At 33.8% G+C, this 17,551-nt stretch carries 29 protein-coding genes; 28 read left to right on the top strand and 1 reads right to left on the bottom strand.

Features of this window, described 5'->3' with window-relative positions; translation table 11 throughout:
• Positions 1 to 8: 8 nt before the first annotated feature.
• The 26 genes from rplV (at position 9) to OJ995_RS06570 (ending at position 15,034) form a co-directional block, all read left to right on the top strand.
• Positions 9 to 419 carry a 50S ribosomal protein L22 gene (gene rplV / locus OJ995_RS06695; RefSeq protein ID WP_111566957.1) on the top strand — a complete coding sequence of 137 codons (411 nt, stop codon included), beginning with the start codon at positions 9 to 11 and terminating at the stop codon, positions 417 to 419.
• Positions 420 to 427: 8 nt separating this feature from the next.
• Positions 428 to 1,162: a 30S ribosomal protein S3 gene (gene rpsC / locus OJ995_RS06690; RefSeq protein WP_264368715.1), complete on the top strand. Its 735-nt coding sequence runs from the start codon at positions 428 to 430 to the stop codon at positions 1,160 to 1,162.
• A gap of 19 nt (positions 1,163 to 1,181) precedes the next feature.
• The gene (rplP, locus tag OJ995_RS06685) at positions 1,182 to 1,601 is read left to right on the top strand and encodes a 50S ribosomal protein L16 (RefSeq protein ID WP_008254483.1); all 420 of its coding nucleotides are present in this window, start codon (positions 1,182 to 1,184) and stop codon (positions 1,599 to 1,601) included.
• Positions 1,602 to 1,613: 12 nt separating this feature from the next.
• Complete coding sequence (gene rpmC, locus OJ995_RS06680) at positions 1,614 to 1,805, top strand: 50S ribosomal protein L29 (RefSeq protein WP_008254482.1); 192 nt, start codon at positions 1,614 to 1,616, stop codon at positions 1,803 to 1,805.
• Positions 1,806 to 1,823: 18 nt separating this feature from the next.
• Positions 1,824 to 2,081: a 30S ribosomal protein S17 gene (gene rpsQ / locus OJ995_RS06675; RefSeq protein WP_008254481.1), complete on the top strand. Its 258-nt coding sequence runs from the start codon at positions 1,824 to 1,826 to the stop codon at positions 2,079 to 2,081.
• Positions 2,082 to 2,083: 2 nt separating this feature from the next.
• Positions 2,084 to 2,452 carry a 50S ribosomal protein L14 gene (gene rplN / locus OJ995_RS06670; RefSeq protein ID WP_007803649.1) on the top strand — a complete coding sequence of 123 codons (369 nt, stop codon included), beginning with the start codon at positions 2,084 to 2,086 and terminating at the stop codon, positions 2,450 to 2,452.
• Positions 2,453 to 2,463: 11 nt separating this feature from the next.
• On the top strand, positions 2,464 to 2,778 hold the full coding sequence (rplX, locus tag OJ995_RS06665; RefSeq protein ID WP_133609602.1) for a 50S ribosomal protein L24: 315 nt from the start codon (positions 2,464 to 2,466) through the stop codon (positions 2,776 to 2,778).
• Positions 2,779 to 2,780: 2 nt separating this feature from the next.
• Positions 2,781 to 3,332, top strand: a complete 552-nt coding sequence (gene rplE / locus OJ995_RS06660) for a 50S ribosomal protein L5 (protein ID WP_133609604.1) — start codon at positions 2,781 to 2,783, stop codon at positions 3,330 to 3,332.
• A gap of 3 nt (positions 3,333 to 3,335) precedes the next feature.
• Positions 3,336 to 3,605: a 30S ribosomal protein S14 gene (gene rpsN / locus OJ995_RS06655; protein WP_133609606.1), complete on the top strand. Its 270-nt coding sequence runs from the start codon at positions 3,336 to 3,338 to the stop codon at positions 3,603 to 3,605.
• A 105-nt stretch (positions 3,606 to 3,710) separates the two neighbouring features.
• Positions 3,711 to 4,109, top strand: coding sequence for a 30S ribosomal protein S8 (rpsH, locus tag OJ995_RS06650; RefSeq protein WP_133609608.1), 399 nt, complete (start codon positions 3,711 to 3,713; stop codon positions 4,107 to 4,109).
• A gap of 15 nt (positions 4,110 to 4,124) precedes the next feature.
• The gene (rplF, locus tag OJ995_RS06645) at positions 4,125 to 4,667 is read left to right on the top strand and encodes a 50S ribosomal protein L6 (RefSeq protein WP_264368714.1); all 543 of its coding nucleotides are present in this window, start codon (positions 4,125 to 4,127) and stop codon (positions 4,665 to 4,667) included.
• Positions 4,668 to 4,678: 11 nt separating this feature from the next.
• A complete protein-coding gene (gene rplR, locus OJ995_RS06640; RefSeq protein WP_026725631.1) occupies positions 4,679 to 5,029 on the top strand; it encodes a 50S ribosomal protein L18 in 351 nt (116 codons plus the stop codon).
• Positions 5,030 to 5,035: 6 nt separating this feature from the next.
• The gene (gene rpsE, locus OJ995_RS06635; protein WP_133609610.1) at positions 5,036 to 5,560 is read left to right on the top strand and encodes a 30S ribosomal protein S5; all 525 of its coding nucleotides are present in this window, start codon (positions 5,036 to 5,038) and stop codon (positions 5,558 to 5,560) included.
• A 13-nt stretch (positions 5,561 to 5,573) separates the two neighbouring features.
• Complete coding sequence (gene rpmD / locus OJ995_RS06630; protein ID WP_111566953.1) at positions 5,574 to 5,756, top strand: 50S ribosomal protein L30; 183 nt, start codon at positions 5,574 to 5,576, stop codon at positions 5,754 to 5,756.
• A 12-nt stretch (positions 5,757 to 5,768) separates the two neighbouring features.
• Entirely contained in the window at positions 5,769 to 6,221 is a 453-nt protein-coding gene (gene rplO / locus OJ995_RS06625; protein ID WP_133609614.1) for a 50S ribosomal protein L15, read from the top strand.
• 12 nt (positions 6,222 to 6,233) lie between these two features.
• Positions 6,234 to 7,577 (top strand): preprotein translocase subunit SecY, encoded by a 1,344-nt coding sequence (secY, locus tag OJ995_RS06620; RefSeq protein ID WP_111566952.1) that lies wholly within the window; start codon positions 6,234 to 6,236, stop codon positions 7,575 to 7,577.
• Between the two features lie 5 nt (positions 7,578 to 7,582).
• Positions 7,583 to 7,798 carry a translation initiation factor IF-1 gene (infA, locus tag OJ995_RS06615; RefSeq protein ID WP_026725626.1) on the top strand — a complete coding sequence of 72 codons (216 nt, stop codon included), beginning with the start codon at positions 7,583 to 7,585 and terminating at the stop codon, positions 7,796 to 7,798.
• A 10-nt stretch (positions 7,799 to 7,808) separates the two neighbouring features.
• Positions 7,809 to 7,925 carry a type B 50S ribosomal protein L36 gene (ykgO, locus tag OJ995_RS06610; protein ID WP_002987490.1) on the top strand — a complete coding sequence of 39 codons (117 nt, stop codon included), beginning with the start codon at positions 7,809 to 7,811 and terminating at the stop codon, positions 7,923 to 7,925.
• A gap of 2 nt (positions 7,926 to 7,927) precedes the next feature.
• Positions 7,928 to 8,302, top strand: a complete 375-nt coding sequence (gene rpsM, locus OJ995_RS06605; protein WP_264368713.1) for a 30S ribosomal protein S13 — start codon at positions 7,928 to 7,930, stop codon at positions 8,300 to 8,302.
• An 11-nt stretch (positions 8,303 to 8,313) separates the two neighbouring features.
• Positions 8,314 to 8,697, top strand: coding sequence for a 30S ribosomal protein S11 (gene rpsK / locus OJ995_RS06600; RefSeq protein ID WP_264368712.1), 384 nt, complete (start codon positions 8,314 to 8,316; stop codon positions 8,695 to 8,697).
• Positions 8,698 to 8,781: 84 nt separating this feature from the next.
• A complete protein-coding gene (rpsD, locus tag OJ995_RS06595; protein ID WP_008254444.1) occupies positions 8,782 to 9,387 on the top strand; it encodes a 30S ribosomal protein S4 in 606 nt (201 codons plus the stop codon).
• A gap of 21 nt (positions 9,388 to 9,408) precedes the next feature.
• Positions 9,409 to 10,401, top strand: a complete 993-nt coding sequence (locus OJ995_RS06590) for a DNA-directed RNA polymerase subunit alpha (RefSeq protein WP_264368711.1) — start codon at positions 9,409 to 9,411, stop codon at positions 10,399 to 10,401.
• 62 nt (positions 10,402 to 10,463) lie between these two features.
• Positions 10,464 to 10,946: a 50S ribosomal protein L17 gene (gene rplQ, locus OJ995_RS06585; protein ID WP_133609620.1), complete on the top strand. Its 483-nt coding sequence runs from the start codon at positions 10,464 to 10,466 to the stop codon at positions 10,944 to 10,946.
• Positions 10,947 to 11,079: 133 nt separating this feature from the next.
• Positions 11,080 to 12,189 carry a glutamine-hydrolyzing carbamoyl-phosphate synthase small subunit gene (gene carA / locus OJ995_RS06580; RefSeq protein WP_264368710.1) on the top strand — a complete coding sequence of 370 codons (1,110 nt, stop codon included), beginning with the start codon at positions 11,080 to 11,082 and terminating at the stop codon, positions 12,187 to 12,189.
• 99 nt (positions 12,190 to 12,288) lie between these two features.
• On the top strand, positions 12,289 to 13,584 hold the full coding sequence (gene eno, locus OJ995_RS06575; protein ID WP_264368709.1) for a phosphopyruvate hydratase: 1,296 nt from the start codon (positions 12,289 to 12,291) through the stop codon (positions 13,582 to 13,584).
• 166 nt (positions 13,585 to 13,750) lie between these two features.
• Entirely contained in the window at positions 13,751 to 15,034 is a 1,284-nt protein-coding gene (locus OJ995_RS06570) for a citrate synthase (RefSeq protein WP_264368708.1), read from the top strand.
• A gap of 53 nt (positions 15,035 to 15,087) precedes the next feature.
• Here OJ995_RS06570 and OJ995_RS06565 read toward each other — a convergent pair whose 3' ends face one another.
• Positions 15,088 to 15,459, bottom strand: a complete 372-nt coding sequence (locus OJ995_RS06565) for a hypothetical protein (protein WP_264368707.1) — start codon at positions 15,457 to 15,459, stop codon at positions 15,088 to 15,090.
• A 134-nt stretch (positions 15,460 to 15,593) separates the two neighbouring features.
• Between OJ995_RS06565 and OJ995_RS06560 the strand changes: the two genes are divergently transcribed.
• Together OJ995_RS06560 and ctlX are read left to right on the top strand one after the other, a co-directional pair.
• Entirely contained in the window at positions 15,594 to 16,508 is a 915-nt protein-coding gene (locus OJ995_RS06560; RefSeq protein WP_264368705.1) for a dimethylarginine dimethylaminohydrolase family protein, read from the top strand.
• A 51-nt stretch (positions 16,509 to 16,559) separates the two neighbouring features.
• Positions 16,560 to 17,495: a citrulline utilization hydrolase CtlX gene (gene ctlX / locus OJ995_RS06555; protein WP_264368704.1), complete on the top strand. Its 936-nt coding sequence runs from the start codon at positions 16,560 to 16,562 to the stop codon at positions 17,493 to 17,495.
• The last annotated feature ends 56 nt before the right edge of the window (positions 17,496 to 17,551 follow it).

Genomic DNA, 17,551 nt, shown 5'->3' with positions numbered 1-17,551 from the left:
AGGAAGCTATGGGAGTTCGTAAAAGAGAAAGAGCAGAGCAGACTAAAGAGGCAAAAACACAAGTTGCTTTTGCTAAATTAAATAACTGCCCTACTTCACCAAGAAAAATGCGCTTAGTTGCGGATTTAGTTAGAGGTCAGAAAGTAGAATTAGCTCTTAATATATTAAGATTTAGTCAAAAAGAAGCTTCAAGAAAATTAGAGAAATTGTTGTTATCAGCAATTAATAACTATCAGCAAAAAAATGCTGATGCTAATTTAGAAGAAGCTGGCTTATTTGTAAAAACGATTACTGTAGATGGTGGTATGATGTTGAAAAGACTTCGTCCAGCTCCACAAGGTCGTGCACACAGAATTAGAAAGCGTTCTAACCACGTAACAATCGTGTTAGGATCAAATAATAACACACAAAGCAATTAATAAACAGTATGGGACAAAAGACAAATCCAATAGGAAATAGACTTGGTATCATCAGAGGATGGGACTCAAACTGGTATGGAGGTAATGACTACGGTGATAAAATCGCTGAAGATTACAAAATCAGAAAGTATATCCATGCACGTTTATCTAAAGCTAGTGTATCAAAAATAATTATCGAAAGAACTTTAAAACTTGTAACCGTTACTATCACTACTGCTAGACCTGGTATCATTATCGGAAAAGGTGGTCAAGAGGTAGACAAGTTAAAAGAAGAACTTAAGAAAATTACTGACAAAGAGGTTCAAATCAACATCTTTGAAATTAAAAGACCTGAACTTGATGCTTACTTAGTAGGTACAAGTATCGCTCGTCAAATTGAAAGTAGAATTTCTTACAGACGTGCAATTAAAATGGCTATTGCTGCTGCAATGCGTATGAACGCAGAAGGTATCAAAGTTCAAATTTCTGGTCGTTTGAATGGTGCTGAAATGGCACGTTCAGAAAACTTCAAAGAAGGTAGAATTCCTTTGTCAACTTTCAGAGCTGATATTGATTATTCATTAGCTGAAGCACATACTACTTATGGTAGAATGGGTATCAAAGTATGGATAATGAAAGGTGAGGTTTATGGAAAAAGAGATCTTTCTCCGTTAGTAGGAATGGACAAACAAAAGTCTAAACCTTCAGGATCTTCTGCTCCAAAAAGAGATGGAAATAAGCCAAACGCACGCAAAAGAAAGTAATTATTTAAACTAAAGAAAAATGTTACAGCCTAAAAGAACAAAATACCGTAAGGTACAGAAAGGTAGAATGAAAGGCGTTTCTCAAAGAGGACACGAGCTTTCAAATGGAATGTTTGGTATCAAATCTTTAGATTCTTCATTTATTACTTCTCGTCAAATTGAAGCAGCTCGTATCGCAGCTACACGTTTCATGAAAAGAGAAGGTCAATTATGGATCAAAATATTTCCAGATAAACCTATTACAAAGAAACCATTAGAAGTACGTATGGGTAAAGGTAAAGGTGCAGTTGAGTATTGGGCTGCAGTTGTTAAACCTGGTAAAATTATGTTTGAAGTTGGAGGAGTTCCTCTATCAGTTGCAAAAGAAGCTTTACGCTTAGCAGCTCAAAAACTTCCTGTTAAAACTAAGTTTATCGTTGCTAGAGATTTCGAAGCATAATCAAAATTTATTATGAAACAATCAGAAATTAAAAATCTATCTGCAGCTGAGTTACAAGAACAACTTAGTCAGTTAAAGAAAACGTATACCGACCTAAAAAATGCTCATGCAATTTCGCCAATCCAAAATCCTCTTCAATTAAGAGGTTTAAGAAGATCAGTTGCGAGATTACATACAGAGTTAACTAAAAGAGAGTTACAATAATTGTAGACTAGCTGAAAGATGGAAAAAAGAAATTTAAGAAAAGAGAGAATAGGTGTGGTGACTTCAAACAAAATGGAGAAATCTATTGTTGTGTCACAAACTACAAAAGTGAAACACCCATTATACGGTAAGTTCGTGTTAAAAACTAAAAAATACGTTGCACACGACGAAACAAACGATTGTAACATTGGAGATACAGTAAAGATCATGGAAACAAGACCTTTATCTAAATCAAAATGTTGGAGATTAGTTGAAATCATTGAAAGAGCTAAGTAATTATGGTACAACAAGAGTCAAGATTAAAAGTAGCAGATAATACGGGAGCTAAAGAAGTTTTAACTATCCGTGTTTTAGGAGGAACGAAACGTCGTTATGCCTCTGTTGGTGACAAAATTGTAGTTTCAATTAAAGATGCAACTCCAAACGGAAACGTTAAAAAAGGAGCGGTATCAACTGCAGTGGTTGTACGTACCAAAAAAGAAGTGAGAAGAGCTGATGGATCTTACATCCGTTTTGACGATAACGCATGTGTATTGTTAAACGCTGCAGGAGAAATGAGAGGAACTCGTGTTTTTGGTCCAGTTGCCAGAGAACTTCGTGAAAAACAATTCATGAAAATTGTATCATTAGCACCAGAAGTGCTTTAATTCTTATACAAATGATAAAGCTAAAAATAAAATCAGGAGATATCGTAAGAGTTATTGCTGGAGACCACAAAGGTTCTGAAGGTAAAATTGTACGTGTTCTTCGTGAGAAAAACAAAGCGATTGTTGAAGGAGTTAACATGGTTTCGAAACATACAAAACCAAGTGCAAAAAACCCTCAAGGAGGAATCGTTAAGAAAGAAGCTCCTATCCATGTGTCTAACTTGTCTTTAATTGACCCAAAGTCAAAAGAAGCAACTAAAGTTGGTTTCAAACAAGAAGGAGACAAGAAAGTGAGATTTTCAAAAAAATCTAATCAAGTACTATAGTTATGGCATATATTCCTAGACTAAAAGAAGAATATAAGAGCAGAGTAATTGCTGCTCTTACAGAAGAATTCGGTTACAAAAACGTAATGCAAGTTCCTAAACTTGAAAAAATCGTTGTAAGCCGTGGAGTTGGTGCAGCAGTATCTGACAAAAAGTTAGTAGACTACGCTGTTGAAGAAATGACAAAAATTACTGGGCAAAAAGCAGTTGCTACTATCTCTAAAAAAGACGTTGCGTCTTTCAAATTGAGAAAAGGTATGCCAATTGGTGCTAAAGTAACTTTACGTGGAGAAAGAATGTATGAATTCTTAGATAGATTGATTACTTCATCTTTACCACGTGTTAGAGATTTCAGCGGAATTAAATCTACTGGATTTGACGGAAGAGGAAACTATAACTTAGGTGTACTTGAACAAATCATTTTCCCAGAAATTGATATTGATAAAGTAAATAAAATCTCAGGATTTGATATTACCTTCGTAACTTCTGCAGAAACAGATAAAGAAGCAAAAGCATTATTAGCGGAATTAGGATTACCTTTTAAAAAGAATTAAGACATGGCTAAAGAATCAATGAAAGCCCGTGAGGTGAAAAGAATTGCATTAGTAGAAAAGTATGCTGAGAAAAGAAAAGCTTTGAAAGAAGCTGGAGATTTCGAAGGATTACAAAAATTACCAAAAAATTCTTGTCCAGTTAGAGTACACAATCGTTGTAAATTAACAGGTAGACCAAGAGGGTATATGCGTCAGTTTGGTCTTTCACGTGTAACATTCCGTGAAATGGCTAATCAAGGATTAATTCCAGGTGTTAAAAAAGCATCTTGGTAATCTCGAAAAAAGTTATTACTTTTGCAATCCAATAAAAAAGTTTAATTGGTTAAAGGTTCAATCCGCTGAGGGCGGATTGAAAACCATAGCCGCAATTCTATACATATGTATACAGATCCAATTGCCGATTATCTTACGAGAGTTAGAAATGCAGTGAGAGCTAACCACAAAGTGGTTGAAATTCCAGCATCTAACATGAAAAAAGAAATCACAAAGATTTTATTCGATCAAGGATATATCTTAAGTTACAAATTCGAAGACAACTCTGTACAGGGTTCAATCAAAATTGCACTTAAATATGATAAAGACACGAAAGAGTCAGTTATCAAAGATATCCAAAGAATTAGTAAACCAGGTTTACGTAAATATGCAGGTTCATCTGACTTACCTAGAATCTTAAATGGTTTAGGTATTGCTATTGTTTCTACATCAAAAGGTTTGATGACAGGAAAACAAGCTAAGCAATTAAATGTTGGTGGCGAAGTTATTTGTTACGTATATTAATAAAAAGACGAGACAATGTCAAGAATAGGTAAAAATCCAATTGCAATTCCAGCAGGAGTAACTGTAGAAGTTAAAGAAGCTGTAGTTACAGTAAAAGGAAAATTAGGCGAGCTTACTCAAGAATTTTCTGATGTAACCGTTAAAATCGAAGATAACCAAGTTATCGTTGAGCGTTCATCAGATCATAAAGATGAGAGAGCGAAACACGGACTTTATCGTTCATTAATCAACAACATGATTGTTGGTGTTTCTGAAGGTTTTACAAAAGAATTAGAATTAGTTGGAGTTGGTTATAGAGCTTCTAATCAAGGTCAAAAACTTGATTTAGCTTTAGGATTCTCTCACAACATCGTTCTAGAAGTTGTAAAAGAAGTTACTGTTGAAACAGTATCAGAAAAAGGTAAAAATCCGATAGTGAAATTATCATCATTCGACAAACAATTATTAGGTCAAGTAGCTGCGAAGATCAGAGGTTTCCGCAAACCTGAGCCATATAAAGGAAAAGGAGTTAAGTTTGTAGGAGAAGAACTAAGAAGAAAAGCAGGTAAATCAGCTTAAAAATTAAGACTATGTCATTAACGAAATCTGAAAGAAGACAAAGAATTAAGTTCAGAATCAGAAAGATTGTAAGCGGAACTGCTGCTCAACCAAGACTTTCTGTATTCAGAAGTAATAAAGAAATCTATGCGCAAATCATAGATGACGTAAACGGTACAACTTTAGTTGCTGCTTCATCGAGAGATAAAGAAGTTGCTCAAGGAACTGCTGTTGAAACTGCAAAAGCAGTTGGTAAATTAGTTGCTGAAAAAGCACTTAAAGCAGGTATTTCAACAATCTCTTTTGATAGAGGTGGGTATTTATACCATGGACGTGTGAAATCATTAGCTGAAGGAGCTAGAGAAGCTGGACTTAAATTCTAAGAAATTATGTATCATAATTATAAAAACGTAGAGATTGTAAAACCAGGAGGTCTTGAATTAAAAGACCGTTTGGTGAGTGTAAATCGTGTTACTAAAGTTACTAAAGGAGGTAGAGCATTTGGTTTCTCTGCTATCGTAGTAGTAGGTGATGAAAACGGTGTAGTTGGTCATGGATTAGGAAAATCTAAAGATGTTTCTGAGGCAATCGCTAAAGCGGTGGAAGATGCTAAGAAAAACTTAGTTAGAATTCCTTTACAGGGACAATCTGTTCCTCATGAGCAAAAAGGTAAATTTGGTGGTGCTAGAGTATTTTTAATGCCTGCTTCACACGGTACTGGAGTTATTGCTGGTGGTGCTGTTCGTGCGGTATTAGAATCTGTAGGTGTTCACGATGTATTATCTAAATCACAAGGTTCTTCAAACCCTCATAACGTAGTTAAAGCAACTTTTGATGCTTTATTACAAATGAGAAGCGCTTTAACGGTAGCTAAACAAAGAGGAGTATCTTTAGAAAAAGTATTCAAAGGTTAATCAACAGGAAATCATGGCAAAATTAAAAGTAAAACAAGTAAGAAGTAAAATCAATTGTCCTCTTGATCAAAAGAGAACTTTGGAAGCTTTAGGTCTTCGTAAAATGGGACAGGTTGTTGAGCATGATGCAAATCCTGCTATCCTTGGAATGGTAAATAAAGTTAAACACTTAGTTTCTGTAGAAGAAACTAAATAACACTATACAGTTATGAATTTAAGTAACTTACAACCAGCTGAAGGTTCTACGCACAATCAAAATAAAAGAGTAGGTAGAGGAGAAGGTTCTGGAAAAGGTGGTACCGCTGCACGTGGACATAAAGGAGCAAAATCTCGTTCTGGTTATTCTAAGAAAATTGGTTTTGAAGGTGGTCAAATGCCACTTCAAAGACGTGTGCCTAAGTTTGGTTTCAAGAACATTAATAGAGTAGAATATCAAGGTATCAATCTTGATTCGTTACAATTATTAGTAGATAACGGTGTAGTTACCGATACAGTAGATTTTACTGTGTTTGTAGATACTCGTTTAGCTACAAAAAATAGCTTAGTAAAGATTTTAGGAAGAGGTGAGCTAAAAACAAAACTTAAAGTAAGTGCTCACAAATTTACTGCATCTGCAAAAGCGGCTATCGAGGCTGCTGGTGGAGAAGCTGTAACTTTATAATCCTTTAGTAAAATGAAGAAATTTATAGATTCATTCATCAACGTTTGGAAAATCGAAGAGTTAAAAAATCGTATTTTATTAACTCTTGGATTATTATTAGTGTACCGTTTCGGTGCTCAAGTAACCCTTCCGGGGATTGATGCTACTAAATTGACAAATCTTACAAACCAAACTGATGAAGGTATTGGATGGTTAATTAATGTATTTACAGGAGGTGCGTTTTCGCAAGCTTCTGTATTTGCATTGGGTATCATGCCATACATATCAGCTTCTATCGTAGTTCAATTAATGGGAATTGCGGTGCCATATTTACAAAAATTACAAAAAGACGGTGAAAGTGGTAGAAAGAAAATTAACCAAATTACAAGATGGTTAACAATCTTAATTACTTTAGTTCAAGGTCCTGGTTATATCTATAACTTGTACAGAACTTTACCAGGTGAAGCATTTATGTTAACTGGACCAACATTCATTTTCTCTTCAGTACTAATCTTAGTTACTGGGACTATTTTTGCAATGTGGTTAGGAGAAAAAATTACTGATAAAGGTATTGGTAATGGTATTTCTTTATTGATAATGGTAGGTATTATTGCAAGAATGCCACAAGCATTTATTCAAGAGTTTTCATCTAGAACTTCTCAAGCAAACGGAGGTGTTATGATGATTGTAATCGAATTAATACTTTGGTTCTTAGTAATAATTGCATGTATTTTATTAGTAATGGCTGTAAGAAAAATTCCAGTACAGTATGCAAGACGTACAGTTTCTGGGGATTTTGAAGAAGACATGATGGGTGGTAACAGACAGTTTATCCCATTAAAGTTAAATGCATCAGGTGTTATGCCGATCATTTTTGCGCAAGCTATTATGTTTATTCCTGCTGCTGTTTCTGGTTTGGCTAAAGAATCAGATACTGCACTTTCTATTGCAGGAATGTTCAACGATCCATTCGGTTTAGTATATAATATAGTTTTTGCTTTGTTAATCGTAATTTTTACGTACTTTTACACCGCAATTACTGTACCAACTAACAAGATGGCAGATGATTTAAAAAGAAGCGGAGGTTTTATACCAGGTGTTAAGCCAGGTGTTGAAACCGGAGATTACCTAGATAAAATTATGTCATTAATCACTTTTCCAGGATCATTATTTCTTGCTTTAGTGGCTGTGTTCCCAGCTGTTGCAGTAAGTTTACTTGGAGTACAAGGTGCTTGGGGTTATTTTTATGGTGGTACTTCTTTGCTAATCATGGTTGGAGTTGCAATAGACACTATTCAGCAAATAAATTCTTATTTATTGAATAAACACTATGATGGTTTGATGAAAAGTGGTAAAAATAGAAAAGCAGTAGCTTAATTTTTATGGCAAAACAATCAGCAATAGAACAAGACGGAACAATTATTGAAGCATTATCAAATGCGATGTTTCGTGTAGAGTTAGAAAACGGACATGTTGTAATTGCTCATATCTCTGGAAAAATGCGTATGCATTACATTAAATTGTTACCAGGTGACAAGGTAAAACTTGAAATGAGCCCTTATGATTTGTCTAAAGCAAGAATTACTTATAGATACTAAAGCTATTAAAATGAAAGTAAGAGCATCAGTTAAAAAGAGAAGTGCCGAGTGCATTATTGTACGTAGAAAAGGAAGATTATACGTTATTAACAAAAAGAATCCTAGATTTAAACAAAGACAAGGATAATTATGGCAAGAATTGCAGGGGTAGATATACCTAAACAAAAAAGAGGAATCATTGCTTTAACATACATATTTGGTATTGGTAGAAGCAGAGCTAAAGATATATTAGCTAAAGCTCAAGTGAGCGAAGACAAGAAAGTTCAAGATTGGAATGACGACGAGATCGGAGCAATCCGTGATGCTGTTTCTTATTTCAAAATTGAAGGTGAATTGCGTTCAGAAGTTCAATTAAACATCAAACGTTTAATGGATATCGGATGTCAAAGAGGAATTCGTCACAGAGCTGGACTTCCATTAAGAGGTCAAAGAACTAAAAACAACTCTAGAACTAGAAAAGGTAAGAGAAAAACTGTTGCTAACAAGAAAAAAGCAACTAAATAATAAGTAATAATATGGCTAAAGTAACAGCAAAAAAACGTAAAGTTATCGTTGAATCTTCAGGAGAAGCACATATTAATGCTACTTTTAACAACATCATTATTTCTTTGACTAATAAGAAAGGTGAAGTTATTTCTTGGTCTTCAGCTGGTAAAATGGGCTTTAGAGGTTCTAAAAAGAATACTCCTTATGCAGCTCAAATGGCAGCAGAAGATTGTAGTAAAGTAGCTCTTGAAGCTGGACTTAAAAAAGTGAAAGTTTATGTGAAAGGTCCAGGAAATGGTAGAGAATCTGCTATTAGATCTATTCATAATTCAGGAGTTGAAGTTACTGAAATCATTGATGTAACTCCAATGCCTCACAACGGATGTCGTCCTCCGAAAAGAAGAAGAGTATAATTTAAGTATAACACGGGTAGGTTTAAAATTATCGAAGGATATAAGACCTGAATTCATAATTCCTACCTTTTTTAATTTTTTAAAATGGCAAGATATACTGGTCCAAAAACTAAGATTGCTCGTAAATTTGGCGAAGCAATATTCGGAGAAGACAAAGCCTTCGAAAAAAGAAATTACCCTCCAGGGCAACATGGTTTAGCTAAAAAGAGAGGTAAAAAATCTGAATATGCTGTTCAGTTAATGGAAAAGCAAAAAGCTAAATATACTTACGGTATTTTAGAAAAACAATTCAGAAATTTATTCAAAAAAGCATCTGCTGCTTCTGGAGTAACAGGTGAAATCTTATTACAATTATGTGAAGCTCGTTTAGATAACGTAGTTTACAGAATGGGTGTTGCTCCTTCTCGTAGAGCAGCTCGTCAAATTGTATCTCACAGACATATCACTGTTAACGGTGAACTTGTTAATGTACCTTCTTACCACTTAAAAGCTGGTGACAAAGTTGCTGTACGTGAAAAATCAAAATCTCTTGAAGCTATCGAGCGTTCTTTAGCAAGTTCTTCTCAAGTTTATGAGTGGATTACATGGAATAATGATACTAAAGAAGGTACTTTTGTTTCTGTACCTCAAAGACTTCAGATTCCAGAAAATATTAAAGAACAACTAATCGTTGAGTTGTATAACAAATAATAATTGACTTTAGTCGAAAGTATGGCAATATTTAATTTTCAAAAGCCCGATAAAGTTATCATGATCGATTCTACGGATTTCGAAGGTAAATTTGAATTTAGACCTTTGGAACCTGGTTATGGATTGACTGTTGGTAATGCACTTAGAAGAGTTTTGCTTTCTTCTCTAGAAGGATATGCAATTACATCAGTAAGAATAGAAGGTGTAGAACATGAGTTCTCTACTATTTCTGGTGTAGTTGAAGATGTTACAGAAATTATCTTAAATCTTAAACAAGTACGTTTCAAACGTCAAATTGAAGATATCGATAACGAATCTGTTTCTATCGCTCTTTCCGGAAAAGATAAAATTACTGCAGGTGATTTTCAAAAATTCATCTCTGGTTTTCAAGTTTTAAATCCAGATTTAGTTATCTGTAATTTAGACAGCAAAACATCTATCAACATGGAACTTTCTATCGAAAAAGGTAGAGGATATGTTCCAGCTGAAGAGAACAAAAAATCAAATGCTCCAATAGGAACTATTTTTACAGATTCAATTTACACTCCAGTAAAGAATGTAAAATATGCTATTGAGAATTTCCGTGTGGAACAAAAAACAGATTATGAAAAATTAGTTTTTGAAATCATTACAGATGGTTCTATCCATCCTAAAGATGCATTAACTGAGGCAGCTAAGACGTTAATCCACCACTTTATGTTGTTCTCTGATGAAAGAATTACTCTTGAGGCAGATGAAATTGCTCAAACTGAGTCTTATGACGAAGAATCTCTTCACATGAGACAGTTATTGAAAACTAAATTAGTTGATATGGACTTATCTGTTAGAGCATTAAATTGTTTAAAAGCGGCTGAAGTTGATACATTAGGTGATTTAGTTTCTTTCAACAAGAACGACTTAATGAAGTTCCGTAATTTTGGTAAAAAATCATTAACTGAATTAGATGAGTTAGTGGCGAATAAAAACCTTACTTTCGGTATGGACTTAACTAAATACAAGTTAGATAAAGAATAATTGCTTCATATTTTGCGCTCCTATAAGGGATTGATGCAAGATGAAGATAAATAAAACACGTCATGAGACACGGAAAAAAATTCAATCATTTAAGTAGACAAAAAGGACATAGAAGAGCTATGTTAGCTAATATGGCTTGTTCTTTAATCGAACATAAGCGTATCAACACAACTGTTGCTAAAGCAAAAGCTTTAAAACAATTCGTTGAGCCGTTAGTAACAAAATCAAAAGAAGATACTACTCACAATCGTCGTACAGTTTTCGCTTATTTAAGAGATAAATATGCTGTTACTGAATTGTTCAGAGAAGTTGCTGCTAAAGTTGGTGACCGTCCAGGAGGATACACTCGTATCATCAAGTTAGGTAACCGTTTAGGAGATAACGCTGACATGGCAATGATCGAATTAGTAGATTTCAACACCTTGTATAACGGTGGTAAAAAAGAAGTTAAGAAAACGACTCGTCGTGGAAAAGCTAAAAAAGCAGAAGGTACTCCTGAAGCTCCAGCAGCTGAAACTTCTGAAAATACTGAAGCTACAGAATAATCATGAAACCATTCATGTAAAAATAATAAGGATAGACTTTTTTAAGTTTATCCTTTTTTTTTGGTTTTACGAATCAAACATTTTCTAAAAACAACTTTTATAACTAAATTTGCACCCACAACAACACAACACAATGAAATACAACAATCGTTCTAAAGCCGTTTTACTTCTTAAAGACGGTACTATTTTTCACGGAAAATCAATCGGAATTGAAGGTGTTACTTTTGGTGAAGTCGCTTTTAATACTGGAACTACAGGTTATCAAGAGATTTTCACAGATCCTTCTTACTTTGGACAAATCATGGTTACTACCAATGCACATATTGGTAATTATGGTGTAAATGACAAAGAAGTTGAATCTGATTCAGTTAAAATTTCTGGGTTAGTTTGTAAAAATTTCAGTTTTAATTATTCACGTGTAGATGCTTCAGAAAGTCTTTTCGATTATTTAAGTAAACAAAATCTTATCGTAATTTCGGATGTAGATACAAGAGCATTGGTAAGTTATATAAGAGATAACGGTGCTATGAATGCTGTTATTTGTACTGATGGAACTCCAATCGAAGAATTAAAAGAAAGATTAGCACAGGTTCCAGATATGAATGGTTTGGAATTGGCTTCAAAAGTTTCAACAACTGAACCTTATTTCTTTGGAGATGAATCAGCTAAATATAAAATTTCTGCTTTAGATTTAGGAATCAAAACCAATATTTTAAGAAACTTAGCGAAGAGAGATTGCTACATCAAAGTTTTCCCATACAACGCTTCTTATGAAGATTTAAAATCATTTAGTCCTGATGGATATTTCTTGTCAAACGGACCTGGTGATCCAGAACCTTTAGAATGTGCACAAGAAGTAGCAAAACAAATTTTAATCGAAAATAAACCGTTATTTGGAATCTGTTTAGGGCACCAAATCATTGGTTTAGCTAACGGAATTTCAACTTATAAAATGTTTAACGGTCACCGCGGAATTAATCACCCGGTAAAAAATATGATTACAGGAAAAGGTGAAATTACCTCCCAAAATCATGGTTTCGCTATTGTAAGAGAAGAACTTGATAAGCATCCAGATTTCGAATTAACACACGAACACTTAAATGATGGAACGGTTGCGGGAATGAGAATGAAATCTAAAAATTGTTTCTCAGTACAATATCACCCTGAGGCAAGTCCTGGACCACACGATTCAAGTTATTTATTTGATCAATTTATCGAAAACATAAAAACTTCAATCAACTAAAACGTTATCGTTTATAAGTTTTTTGAGTTTTTCAATATCATTATAGTTTAAATTATAAATTTGTTATTATTCATAAGGTAATAACTAAAAAAATATAAAATGAGTATAATTATCAAAGTTCACGCAAGACAAATTTTAGATTCGCGTGGAAATCCAACAATCGAAGTAGATGTAGTTACAGATAACGGAATTTTAGGAAGAGCAGCTGTGCCAAGTGGTGCTTCAACTGGCGAACATGAAGCTGTAGAGCTTCGTGATGGCGGAAAGGCTTTCATGGGAAAAGGTGTTTTAAAAGCTGCTGAAAATGTAAATACAAAAATTGCTGAAGCGATTGTAGGAATGTCGGTTTTTGAACAAAATTTAATCGACAAGATGATGATTGAATTAGACGGAACAGCAAATAAATCTAATTTAGGTGCTAATGCAATTTTAGGTGTTTCTTTAGCGGTTGCAAAAGCAGCAGCTAACGAATTAGGAATGCCTTTATATCGTTATGTTGGTGGCGTTTCTGCGAATACATTGCCAGTTCCAATGATGAACATCATCAATGGTGGTTCGCATTCTGATGCTCCAATTGCGTTTCAAGAATTCATGATTATGCCAGTTAAGGCAAAAGATTTCACGCACGCTATGCAAATGGGAACTGAAATTTTCCATAATCTTAAAAAAGTATTACACGATAGACATTTATCTACTGCAGTAGGTGATGAAGGTGGATTTGCTCCAAATTTAGCCGGCGGAACAGAAGATGCTTTAGATTCTATCAAATTAGCAGTTACAAATGCTGGTTACACTTTTGGTGATGATGTAATGATTGCTTTAGATTGTGCAGCTTCAGAATTTTATGTAAACGGAAAATACGATTACACTAAATTTGAAGGTGAAACAGGAAAAATCAGAACTTCTGAAGAACAAGCTTCTTATTTGGCAGAATTAACTGAAAAATATCCAATTATTTCTATAGAAGACGGAATGTACGAAGACGATTGGGAAGGTTGGAAATTGTTAACAGAGAAAATCGGAGATAAAGTACAATTAGTAGGTGACGATTTATTCGTAACGAATGTTGAAAGATTATCTCGTGGAATTAGTCAATCTATCGCGAATTCAATTTTGATTAAAGTAAACCAAATTGGTACTTTAACAGAAACGATTGCAGCTGTAAACATGGCACATAATGCAGGATATACTTCTGTAATGTCGCACCGTTCTGGAGAAACAGAAGATAATACAATTGCTGATTTAGCAGTTGCTTTAAATTGCGGACAAATCAAAACAGGTTCGGCTTCTCGTTCAGATCGTATGGCTAAATACAATCAATTATTAAGAATTGAAGAAGAATTAGCGGATGTAGCTTATTTTCCTGGAGTAAATGCTTTTAAAGTAAAAAAATAATTTCTTTGAAATACAAACTTTAAATCCTGTTGCAATCAATTTGTAACAGGATTTTTTCATGTATATTATTTAACCATAAATTATAGATAATTTCTTTATTGTTTGATTATTATTTGTTAAATTCGCAATTCACATTAATTTTATCATAAAATATCATATAAATAATATGTCAAAAACTGCAATATTAGAGCTTGATGGCAAAAAGTATGAGTTTCCAGTAATTGTGGGAACTGAGAATGAGGTTGCTATCGATATAGACAAGTTGCGTAGTGCATCTGGTGCTATTACAATTGATCCTGGTTATAAAAACTCAGGTTCATGTACAAGTGAAATTACTTTCTTAGATGGTGAAGAAGGGATTTTACGTTACAGAGGATATTCAATCGAAGATTTAGCTGATAAAGCTGATTTCTTAGAAGTTTCTTATTTGTTGATTTTTGGAGAACTTCCAACAGCAGCACAATTAGAAAAATTCGAAAACGATATTCGCAAATATACATTGGTTAATGAAGAAATGAAAAACATCATTGATGGCTTTCCAAAAACGGCTCATCCAATGGGTGTTTTAGCTTCATTAACAAGTGCTTTAACTGCCTTCAATCCTAAAGCTGTGAATCCTCACAACGAAAAAGAAATGTATGAAGCAGTTTGTAAAACTATGGGTAAATTCTTAGTAATTGCTACATGGACTTATAGAAAATCAATGGGATATCCATTAAATTATTACGATAATACAAAAGGATATGTTGATAATTTCATGCGTTTAATGTTTGAATTACCAACAGGACCTTACAAAGCAGATCCAAAAGTAGTAGCTGCTTTAGATAAATTATTCATCTTACATGCAGATCACGAACAAAACTGTTCTACTTCTACAGTAAGAATTGTGGGTTCTTCTCATGCTGGTTTATTTGCTTCAATTTCGGCTGGAGTTTCTGCACTTTGGGGACCACTTCACGGAGGGGCTAATCAAGCAGTATTAGAAATGTTACAAGAAATCCATGATAATGGTGGTGATGTAGCTAAATTCGTTTTAAAAGCAAAAGACAAAGACGATCCATTCCGTTTAATGGGATTCGGACATAGAGTTTATAAAAACTTTGATCCAAGAGCAACTATCATTAAAAAAGCAGCTGATGATGTATTAAATTCATTAGGAGTTGATGATCCATTATTAGATATTGCAAAACAATTAGAAAAAGTAGCTTTAGAAGACGAATATTTCAAATCAAGAAACTTATATCCAAACGTAGATTTCTATTCAGGAATTATCTACAGAGCTATGGGAATCCCAGTTGAAATGTTTACAGTTTTATTTGCTATTGGTCGTTTACCAGGTTGGATTGCTCAATGGAAAGAAATGAGAATTAACAAAGAACCAATTGGTCGTCCAAGACAAGTTTATACAGGTTATACATTACGTCCTTTTAAAGAAGTAAAAGACAGATAATCATAAAAAAATCCCACTGTAAGGTGGGATTTTTGCTTTTATTAGTTTAGTATTTATTCAGCAGGTTTTTGTTCTTTCTCTTCTGTACTTCCTGTTAAATCTTCTACTTTGTCTTCTACAGTTTCAGCTGCATTTTGTAATGATTCTTTTAAGTTGTGCGCTTTTTCTTCAACCCAACCCGCAGCCTCAGCGGTTTTTTCTTTTGCAGTCTCTATTACATCAGCTACTTTTTCATTCACTTTTAATTCTTCCAGTTTTTGAGCTGCTTTTTCGGCTACGTTTTCAACTGTTTCTTTTACGTCTTCAGCTACATCTGCAGCTTTTTCAGCAACATTTTCTGCTACTTCGCTTAAGTTTTCTTTCGCTATTTCCGCTTTCTCTTTTGCTTTTCCAAAAAGAGAACTAAAAAAATTCGATAATCCCATGATAAATTGTTTTTTATAGTTTTCTCAAATTTAATCATTTATACGCAAATACAATCAATTTGATATAAATTTATAACGATTGACTAATTAATAATCTCGTTTCCTTTTTCTATATTTGCCAAAAGCCATATGCTATGTTACAATTAAATGTAAAAAACGAAACTTCTCGATTAAGGGCAGTGGTGTTAGGAACTGCTGTTAGTAATGGTCCAACACCTACAATCGAAGAAGCTTATGATCCAAAATCATTAGAGCACATTAAAGCCGGTACCTATCCTGTTGAAGCCGATATGGTAAACGAAATGGAAGCTTTTAATAAAGTGTTCCAGAAATATGATGTAAAAGTCTTCAGACCTCAAATTATTGAAAATTACAACCAAATTTTCGCCAGAGATATCGGATTTGTAATCGATGATATCTTTATTAAAGCCAATATTTTACCAGACAGAGAGCGTGAATTAGACGCTATTCAATACGTAATCGATCAAATTGATCCTAAAAAAGTAGTACGTCCGCCAGATGAAGTGCATATTGAAGGTGGTGATGTAATGCCTTGGAACGAGTATATTTTTATCGGAACTTACAAAGGTTCGGATTATAAAGATTATATTACCGCAAGAACTAATACTCAAGGTGTAGATTATATTAAAGCATTGTTTCCAAATAAAATTGTGAAAGCATTTGACTTAGTAAAGTCGAAAATTGAACCTCGCGATAATGCTTTGCATTTGGATTGTTGTTTTCAACCTGTTGGAACAAACAAAGGAATCATCTATAAAAGTGGTTTTCGTGAAGAAGCTGATTATATGTTTTTGGTGAATTTATTCGGAAAAGAGAATTTATTCCATATCGAAAGAGAAGAAATGTATCACATGAATTCAAATGTGTTTTCCATTGCTCCCGATGTTGTAGTTTCTGAAAAGAATTTCACCAGATTAAACAACTGGTTACGTGAAAACGGATTTACAGTAGAAGAAATTCCGTATGCCGAAATTGCTAAACAAGAAGGTTTGTTACGATGTTCAACATTGCCTTTGATTCGAGATTAAGAATAAATAATGTACAGACATTGCATAGAATGTCTAAAAACAAAAATAAACATGAACCAAACAACTAATTCCATATTGATGATTCGTCCGGTAGCATTCCGAATGAATGAACAAACGGCTGTAAATAATTATTACCAAAAAGTATTAGATAATTTAACACCATCTTCTGTTAATGCAAAAGCACAAGAAGAATTTGATACTTTCGTTCAAAAATTAAGAATGATAGGATTAAATGTTGTAGTGGTGGAAGATACCTTAAGTCCTGATACACCTGACAGTATTTTTCCAAACAATTGGATTTCATTTCATGAAAATGGAGATGTAGTTTTATATCCTATGTTTGCCGAAAATCGCCGATTAGAAAGAAGAGAAGATGTTTTAGATCATTTGGAAGAAGAAGGTTTTGTAATCAATGAGATTATGGATTATACTTCAGCTGAAGATGATAATATTTTCTTAGAAGGAACAGGAAGTATTGTTTTGGATAGAGCTAATGGGAAAGCGTATTGTGCTTTATCACCAAGAGCTGACGAAGAATTATTTATTGAATTTTGTGAAGATTTCGAATTTACTCCTGTAATATTTGAAGCGTTTCAAACCGTAAACGGAGAAAGAAAACATATTTATCATACAAACGTAATTATGTGTGTTGGCGAAACTTTTGCAGTTATTTGTGCGGATTGTATTGACGATAAGAAAGAACGTAAAATGGTCTTAGATAGTTTAAAAGGCGACGAAAAAGAAGTAATCTTGATAACTGAAGATCAAGTGAATAATTTCGCTGGAAATATGTTAGAAGTAAAAGGAACCGATGATAGAAGGTATTTAATCATGAGTGCATCGGCACATCAAAGTTTAACTAAAAAGCAAATTGCACAATTAGAAGAACATGTAACAATAGTAAGTTCAAGTTTAGATACTATTGAAGCTTGTGGTGGTGGAAGTGCTCGTTGTATGATGGCAGAAATTTTCTTGCCAAGAGAATAACTTTAACGTCATTTCTAGTGTTTTTTAATAAAACAAAAATCCCAAATTCTAACTTT

Source organism: Flavobacterium lacisediminis, assembly GCF_025909975.1.
Taxonomy (GTDB): Bacteria; Bacteroidota; Bacteroidia; order Flavobacteriales; family Flavobacteriaceae; genus Flavobacterium; species Flavobacterium lacisediminis.
Note: the sequence above shows the minus strand (reverse complement) of the source record. Positions and strands in the feature narration are given on the sequence as shown.

Coding starts and splice junctions, on each gene's coding strand:
- rplV (WP_111566957.1), top strand. CDS start 9: ATGGGAGTTCGTAAAAGAGAAAGAGCAGAGCAGACTAAAGAGGCAAAA.
- rpsC (WP_264368715.1), top strand. CDS start 428: ATGGGACAAAAGACAAATCCAATAGGAAATAGACTTGGTATCATCAGA.
- rplP (WP_008254483.1), top strand. CDS start 1,182: ATGTTACAGCCTAAAAGAACAAAATACCGTAAGGTACAGAAAGGTAGA.
- rpmC (WP_008254482.1), top strand. CDS start 1,614: ATGAAACAATCAGAAATTAAAAATCTATCTGCAGCTGAGTTACAAGAA.
- rpsQ (WP_008254481.1), top strand. CDS start 1,824: ATGGAAAAAAGAAATTTAAGAAAAGAGAGAATAGGTGTGGTGACTTCA.
- rplN (WP_007803649.1), top strand. CDS start 2,084: ATGGTACAACAAGAGTCAAGATTAAAAGTAGCAGATAATACGGGAGCT.
- rplX (WP_133609602.1), top strand. CDS start 2,464: ATGATAAAGCTAAAAATAAAATCAGGAGATATCGTAAGAGTTATTGCT.
- rplE (WP_133609604.1), top strand. CDS start 2,781: ATGGCATATATTCCTAGACTAAAAGAAGAATATAAGAGCAGAGTAATT.
- rpsN (WP_133609606.1), top strand. CDS start 3,336: ATGGCTAAAGAATCAATGAAAGCCCGTGAGGTGAAAAGAATTGCATTA.
- rpsH (WP_133609608.1), top strand. CDS start 3,711: ATGTATACAGATCCAATTGCCGATTATCTTACGAGAGTTAGAAATGCA.
- rplF (WP_264368714.1), top strand. CDS start 4,125: ATGTCAAGAATAGGTAAAAATCCAATTGCAATTCCAGCAGGAGTAACT.
- rplR (WP_026725631.1), top strand. CDS start 4,679: ATGTCATTAACGAAATCTGAAAGAAGACAAAGAATTAAGTTCAGAATC.
- rpsE (WP_133609610.1), top strand. CDS start 5,036: ATGTATCATAATTATAAAAACGTAGAGATTGTAAAACCAGGAGGTCTT.
- rpmD (WP_111566953.1), top strand. CDS start 5,574: ATGGCAAAATTAAAAGTAAAACAAGTAAGAAGTAAAATCAATTGTCCT.
- rplO (WP_133609614.1), top strand. CDS start 5,769: ATGAATTTAAGTAACTTACAACCAGCTGAAGGTTCTACGCACAATCAA.
- secY (WP_111566952.1), top strand. CDS start 6,234: ATGAAGAAATTTATAGATTCATTCATCAACGTTTGGAAAATCGAAGAG.
- infA (WP_026725626.1), top strand. CDS start 7,583: ATGGCAAAACAATCAGCAATAGAACAAGACGGAACAATTATTGAAGCA.
- ykgO (WP_002987490.1), top strand. CDS start 7,809: ATGAAAGTAAGAGCATCAGTTAAAAAGAGAAGTGCCGAGTGCATTATT.
- rpsM (WP_264368713.1), top strand. CDS start 7,928: ATGGCAAGAATTGCAGGGGTAGATATACCTAAACAAAAAAGAGGAATC.
- rpsK (WP_264368712.1), top strand. CDS start 8,314: ATGGCTAAAGTAACAGCAAAAAAACGTAAAGTTATCGTTGAATCTTCA.
- rpsD (WP_008254444.1), top strand. CDS start 8,782: ATGGCAAGATATACTGGTCCAAAAACTAAGATTGCTCGTAAATTTGGC.
- OJ995_RS06590 (WP_264368711.1), top strand. CDS start 9,409: ATGGCAATATTTAATTTTCAAAAGCCCGATAAAGTTATCATGATCGAT.
- rplQ (WP_133609620.1), top strand. CDS start 10,464: ATGAGACACGGAAAAAAATTCAATCATTTAAGTAGACAAAAAGGACAT.
- carA (WP_264368710.1), top strand. CDS start 11,080: ATGAAATACAACAATCGTTCTAAAGCCGTTTTACTTCTTAAAGACGGT.
- eno (WP_264368709.1), top strand. CDS start 12,289: ATGAGTATAATTATCAAAGTTCACGCAAGACAAATTTTAGATTCGCGT.
- OJ995_RS06570 (WP_264368708.1), top strand. CDS start 13,751: ATGTCAAAAACTGCAATATTAGAGCTTGATGGCAAAAAGTATGAGTTT.
- OJ995_RS06565 (WP_264368707.1), bottom strand. CDS start 15,459: ATGGGATTATCGAATTTTTTTAGTTCTCTTTTTGGAAAAGCAAAAGAG.
- OJ995_RS06560 (WP_264368705.1), top strand. CDS start 15,594: ATGTTACAATTAAATGTAAAAAACGAAACTTCTCGATTAAGGGCAGTG.
- ctlX (WP_264368704.1), top strand. CDS start 16,560: ATGAACCAAACAACTAATTCCATATTGATGATTCGTCCGGTAGCATTC.